This window comes from Dyella sp. C11 (genome assembly GCF_003121485.1).
Lineage (GTDB): Bacteria > Pseudomonadota > Gammaproteobacteria > Xanthomonadales > Rhodanobacteraceae > Dyella.
The window spans coordinates 55,568-61,751 of record NZ_QAVX01000026.1 but is presented as its reverse complement, the minus strand read 5'-3'; the positions used below and the strand labels follow the sequence as shown (position 1 = coordinate 61,751).

At 54.0% G+C, this 6,184-nt stretch carries 4 protein-coding genes; 1 reads left to right on the top strand and 3 read right to left on the bottom strand.

Features of this window, described 5'->3' with window-relative positions; genetic code table 11:
• On the bottom strand, positions 1 to 489 hold a 489-nt coding region (locus tag DK366_RS19155; RefSeq protein ID WP_157956622.1), incomplete at its 3' end, for a helix-turn-helix domain-containing protein.
• A gap of 499 nt (positions 490 to 988) precedes the next feature.
• On the opposite strand from DK366_RS19155, the gene DK366_RS19150 reads away from it, so the two are divergent.
• Positions 989 to 1,408 carry an amidase family protein gene (locus tag DK366_RS19150; RefSeq protein ID WP_109127153.1) on the top strand — a complete coding sequence of 140 codons (420 nt, stop codon included), beginning with the start codon at positions 989 to 991 and terminating at the stop codon, positions 1,406 to 1,408.
• A gap of 689 nt (positions 1,409 to 2,097) precedes the next feature.
• Here DK366_RS19150 and DK366_RS19145 read toward each other — a convergent pair.
• Together DK366_RS19145 and DK366_RS19140 are read right to left on the bottom strand one after the other, a co-directional pair.
• Complete coding sequence (locus tag DK366_RS19145; RefSeq protein WP_109127152.1) at positions 2,098 to 5,187, bottom strand: metallophosphoesterase; 3,090 nt, start codon at positions 5,185 to 5,187, stop codon at positions 2,098 to 2,100.
• Positions 5,188 to 5,433: 246 nt separating this feature from the next.
• Positions 5,434 to 6,183, bottom strand: a complete 750-nt coding sequence (locus DK366_RS19140; protein WP_157956621.1) for an HNH endonuclease — start codon at positions 6,181 to 6,183, stop codon at positions 5,434 to 5,436.
• Position 6,184: the final 1 nt, after the last annotated feature.

The following is a 6,184-nucleotide window of genomic DNA, read 5'->3' as shown; positions in this document are numbered from 1 at the left end:
ACTCCTCGGATACGTCCGTTTGAGCCAACCGGCAATCTGCTCCGGTGCCCATTGTTGCTGGAGCTTAGCGGCTACCAAGCGTGCCACCGTGCGGTGCTTGGCCAATTTACAAGGCTTGGGGCGACGCGCCTGATCCCACGCATGTTGATCCGCACGGTTGGCTCGGTAACGGTCCCGTCCGCCATTGCGCCGGACCTCCCGGCTGATCGTCGAGGGCGCCCGGCTCAACCGAGCCGCCACGGAGCGAATCGATTGACCTGCCATCAGCGCCCGCGAGATCTCCTCACGCTCAGCTAGGGTCAGCGCCCGGTCCGCTCGCTGGCGCACCGCGGGCCGAATCCCGCCGGTCGCGGCCAGGATCCGGCGGACCGAGGAATGAGGCCGATCAAAGAGCTTGGCAATCTGGTGAAGGGACTCGCCACGTTGCCAGCGATCCCACATCAACCCGATCTGGGCATCGGTGTAATGCGTCGGAGGTCGTTGGGACATCTTGCAACACTCCTGCTGCTCGCGCAGTCTCTAGTGTGTTGCAACGACCGGCTGAATCCGCAGTCGAAAGCGGACATGCGCAATGGCGCAAACCCAGGTCCGGCTCGAGCCATGCGTCGATGCTCTCGTGTTTAAAGTCGGTTAGATCAATCTTCTTCTGGGAATAACAGTTATTCGATACGACTCAATTCGCACACCGTCACCTTCACGACAAAAAGGCGTTCGTCAGCGCAGTGTTTTAGCAGCACTATAGACGCGCAGGCGGGCAGTGATCTTTGCGACTTGGTGACTAATGTCCCAACGTTGCACGCCAATTACCTTGTTTTGTGCTGGACCAGATACTTACGAGTGGCGCTATTTCGCGGGCGTCAGGGTGGGCTTCTTTTCGAAACGGAACGCAAGTTACCTACGATTGGTGTCGCGTGCTGACTGAAATGGCTATGTGACACTACCCGAGCGGAAAACGTCGGGCACACCATTTAGATCTTGAGGCGCCATTATGAGCGACGTCATCGCCAGCACCGATGTCTCCTCCCCTTCAGCATCGGGCGCTAACGACCTTATTCGGCTGGGACTTGTAGAGGCGGCGAACGCGATCAGGCGCGGCGACGTTACGTCAGAAGCTTATACCTCTGCGCTCTTGCAACGAGCACGTGAGAAGGTCGATCTCAATTCATTCATTAGCATTGACGAAGTCGGAGTGCTTGCGGCAGCTAGGGACGCAGATAAATCGCGCGCCAAGGGTGCGACGGCTCCGCTGCTTGGTGTTCCGATCGGTGTGAAAGATAGCTATTTGACGAAAGGGTTGGCGACCAGTTTCGGTCTTAGTTCCCTCCAGCATTTTGTGTCCGAGGAAGATGCAGATACCGTGCGCGCGATGAGCTACCGCCACCTTTGCGGGAATTGTGCAAAAGCTTGAGCGTCAGTACAGGCTTCGCACGACATCATCTCGGAGAATTGGTCGCAACATATAACCGGCGGCGACGTTGCGATTTTATTGTCTCGAGGACAGCCAGAAACCGAGCAGCGTTAGCAGCTGCGCGTGAGTCGCTTCTCGCTCAAGGCCATCCCATTTCGCTCAAGATGGCCGAACGCATCATTCGGGAACGCACTGGTTTGCCTAAGTTGGTTGTACGCAAGAGCCTGCATAAAGTCTTGGCGGACAGCGAGGAGCTTCCGCCGGGTGAGGGCTAATCTGCCGAGAGATAAGAGGGCGACTCATTCCGCCACCTCGCGGGAGCACGGCCGAAATTCATTTGGTGACCCATGGGTTGAACGCCTTGCATTGCCCGTCTGGAGCGGCTGTCGGCAAAATACAGAAACCTGTTCAATAGCTTACCAGTGGATACTGTCAGGGCCGCTCCCAGCGAAAAGTGTCAAAAGTGACAGCAATTCGTTGCAGGCCCAGCGCGAATGCGCGATCTCACATAGTTTGGCCGCTCCCGTCTCGCATAGTTTGGCCACCGCAAGCAGAAACGACGCAATTCATTGAACCTGCCGATGATTTTCCGCGAGAGCGGCCCCTACCCACGGCGTGCTCGGCGGGTGGCAGCTACGGCAGGCTTTCCCACATCACTTGCCGAGCATCATTCGCGGGTATCTAGAAGACTACTTTCTACCCGTCTCGAGGCTCTTCACTTGGAAAGGCCGACGCGAGATGTTGAGCGCGGAGCAAACCTCGCGCTTAAGCTCAGCAGCATCGGGAAACATGTAGAACCGCCGCACAACAAAGCTTCTAACAAGCGCGACCGCCAAGACATCCTTGACCGTAGACTTCTTCGGCACAAAGTTCATGACCTCGTCGCGAGGAAATGTGGCGAAGTGTTCCAGCTTCACACTCAGACCAACAATCTTCTTTGTTCGGTTATCGTCCGCATAAAGTATGTGCTCCAGAGTAGGCGCCAGCTCCTCCGACCCGATCGCACCCGCAATGCGGACAAAGGTCCCTACCGCGACATTGGTGACGAGCTCACTTAGGATTCCCGACATCGACTTCAACTGCTCATCGACCTTTTGCCGCCACAGCAGTTTGTCCTTTTCGGTTGAGATGATGGATTCCACGCGCGATTGAATGATTTCGGGCGCCACGTCCTTAAACAAGGTCAACATGGACCCCAGCGTGCGCAGCCCAAGGTTCGTGCAGGCCAGTGCGATTTCGCGCTTCTTACTTTTCTCGATTGATCCCGCGTGATTTCGAAGAATCTGCCCCAACACCTGTAGCGTGCGAAACGACCTATTGATCTCCGTCGCGTATTCTTGAACGTCTCTCACAGTTGAGATGGCGCCAGACGAGACCATGACGACGGGGTCGCTTTCGCAATCCGCATCGTGCGCGATTTTCAATGCCTGCTCGCGTGAGGTTTCATAGTAGATCTCGCGCACCTTTCCTTCTTGGAACTCTTGAAAGATGGAAACGGCAGCATATGCATCAAAGGGAACGGCGTCGCCCATGACTGTGGCTGCATGACCCAACAGCCTATCTAGGACTTCCTCATCTCTGCCCAGGTGCGCCAGAAAGAGGAGAATGTTTGCAGACGTTTCAGTGTGAATCGTCGCAATCAGGGACTCCACGACCCCCATCCGCTGCGCCGGGCTAGCCAAGTTTGCCAAGAAGCGCGCAACGAAATAGAAGTACAGATACGGGTACGCAAATACGATAACACCAGACTTTTCTCGCCAAATACCCGCATTGCACAGCTCTGCTTTCGTTCTTTCAAAACTGTAGGAGATTTCAAAGAAATCACAGTGATCCCGATGGAAGGACTCTGCGTCATGAAGACTAAGTCCATCGAGGCCCGCCGAGTAGATCTTCTTGGCGTAACTTGTAAGATAGGTTTGGGCAGTATCCACGGTGAACGACGGCACCTTCTCCCCAATCGCACGAGTGATCAACGCCTCATACAGGAACCCATGTGAGCCGTTCTTGATTACAGTTTCCAGCTCAGATTCTGACTCTGCGCGCTGGAGAATGATCAACACAAAGAGTGGGACGGAAGGCACGAGATTTCGACCGAGTGCATCACTTACAAGCCGGCCTAACCTCGTCGCAGTCGACTCGATATCTTCCTTTTCCTGGCTGTACTCATTGCCAATATGCAGCCACTTCTCAATCAGCTGCATGCGGGCCTGAAAGTTCATCTGCAGCAGTTCGAAGGACGACTGTTTCGAGAACTTTGCCTCACTGAGGATATTTTCGAGCCACAGTTCCACACCTGGCGTGTTGCTAACCAGAAGGATGACCGTCCCAAAGTGCTCCTTCAGAAGCTTGAGTAGCTCCGCCTTACCCTCGCTATTAAACGTAAGGTCATCGAAGTCATCAATGATCACAACGCGCTGCCTCGATTCCAGCTGATCGAAGGCATCGCTAGAAATGCATGCATATTGCGCTTTTACAATCTCCTTGATCCTCTGATCAATGTACGGACCCTTTAATGACTTGATATCTGAACAGGTGATATAGATTGGGAAGAAGCCTATCGACTTGAGCTTAGCCAGCCATCGCTTGGCAAGCGTCGTCTTGCCGTACTGCTCGTCACCCGTGATGGTGACGACACCGTAAGGGGCGACCACGTCGAAGAACTTAGAAGCGTTCAACTCCTCCGCATCAATGAGCAAGGATTGGGCACTCTTATCTCGGGTCTTTATTCTCAGATTAGGCCAAACAAAGATATCGGAGAGCGTTAGCCGTTCCTTCCGGCGATGCGCGTAGGTTGCACCTATGTCGTCGATCCAGGCGACAAAGTCTTTCTTGAACGAAAGAACACTCCGGCGAGACTCCTGGTTTAAGCAGTCGCGCCAAGCGCCATCCGACTTTGCTTCATCCTTCAGGTAACTGGGAGCCTGCCACACGTATCTCGATGACTTGATCTTCCCACCCTTCTGGATCAGCACCGTCCGAAATGCGCTAGGCAACTTGCCCTTGCGATCATGTAGGACATCAGCATTGAAGTTGATCACTTTCGACTCGTCGTACAATCCCGCCACGACGAATCCCCGGTCCCTATGCTCATGTCCAAACAGAGCTATATCGGCCCTCGTACTGATCAGGTCCCCGACTTCTCGTGCGCAATCCGCCGCTAACCAGTTCAGTGGCTGGTGCAACAGATAGATCGACAGCGCCGATTCCGCCGCACTGGGCCCGGCATCTGCGGCTAGGCTGAAAAGCAACTTCCCCTGTCTTTCTGGTAGTCCCGATGTGAGGGCGACGTTCAAGGCGGTGTAGTTGATGCAAATATCACCGGAAAAACGATAGTCGCTTGTCCACCTGCCGGGACCATGGACGGGCGACGCAACATCATCAACAAATTCGAAATAGGCCTTTAGCGGCTCAGCTAGGGCATCGCTCAATCCCAGCTTGACCTCAGCCCGATAGTCCATGTTATCGATGATCATGGTCCGGACCGCTTGGTCAGATGAGAAGTCACAATCATGATTTCCCGGGCATAGAACTATGCCTGGACGCTTGCCTACGCGATTGACGACGTGAGTACAAATGTTCTCAATGAACACCTTGGCGAGCTCGTACTCCTGCTTCTTTCCCGACTGTGCGATGTCGCCAGTGATAATCAGATGGCAGTCTGTGACTCCATCGGAGTAGTCTGAGAAAGACGCGTCCACGATCTCCTTGTGGTGAGCAAGGATTTGATCGCTTGCCGCAGCGATGTGAATGTCACTCAAGAAAATGATCAACGTCGCCATACGTGCTCTGTAAGGTAAGGTGGAAGATCGACTTCTTCGCTGAGGCAAGGAAGCCCAACACTAACGCCGCACATTACTTGTCGCCCAGATTCGCGAGGGCCATTCTCAGGGCGAAACGCGCAGCCAACGCCAATGCGAAAGTCAAACGGTCAGCTATCCACACTGCCCCAATTTAGTTTGACGAATCGACCTCAGCAGTCCCGCGGACCAAATGACATCGAAATGACCAACGGTCTCAAAGAGCCATCATGGCATCCGAATCATTTGGACAGCGGCATGCGTATCGCGTATGACCTGCTTTACTTCGGCGGAACTCGCTGACCTCCATTTGCGAGACAGGTGCCCACCAAGTTCGCGACACAGCCTCTCTAAACCCACATCCTCGACCATGGCTACAGCCCTGATGACAGCAGCCTTAAGGTCTGCAGCGCCATCCACAATTACACGTCGATTTGCAAGCTCCTTCCCCGCGAGCTTGTCCAACATGCACTTTCTTATTACTTCCAATCCTTCTGGTGACTTGTTCTTGGACTCATAGACCCACCCCTGATGAATCGTGATGTGATCTGAGTAGCGGTGGAAATGGGGATGCACCCAAGAAAAAGCCTTCGCCTGCTTCGGGTAGTTCGAGCCGGCACGAATGGCCCTTGCGAGAACAGTTTTTTTTCCCTTGTTGTTGTTGCAGTCCTTGCATGAGAGGGCCAAATTCTGAGCCTCAAAGGCGAATCTCGCGTAAGGACTATTTGTTGAGCCTTTATGCACAATGTGATCGATTTCAACGTGCCCCTTGTCAAATACAAGTGGTCTGCGGCAGTAACAACATCTATTCTTCTGCCGCTTTCTCAGCCGATCATTCACCAATGTCTTAAACCAATCGAAATTTGAATGATTCCATTGATAGCCGTATGCCGTGACGCCCCCAGCTATTCGAGCCTTATGCGGCGGCGCCAACCAGAACCTTTCGATCCTTTCGAAATGCGCTGGTATCTCTGCCACG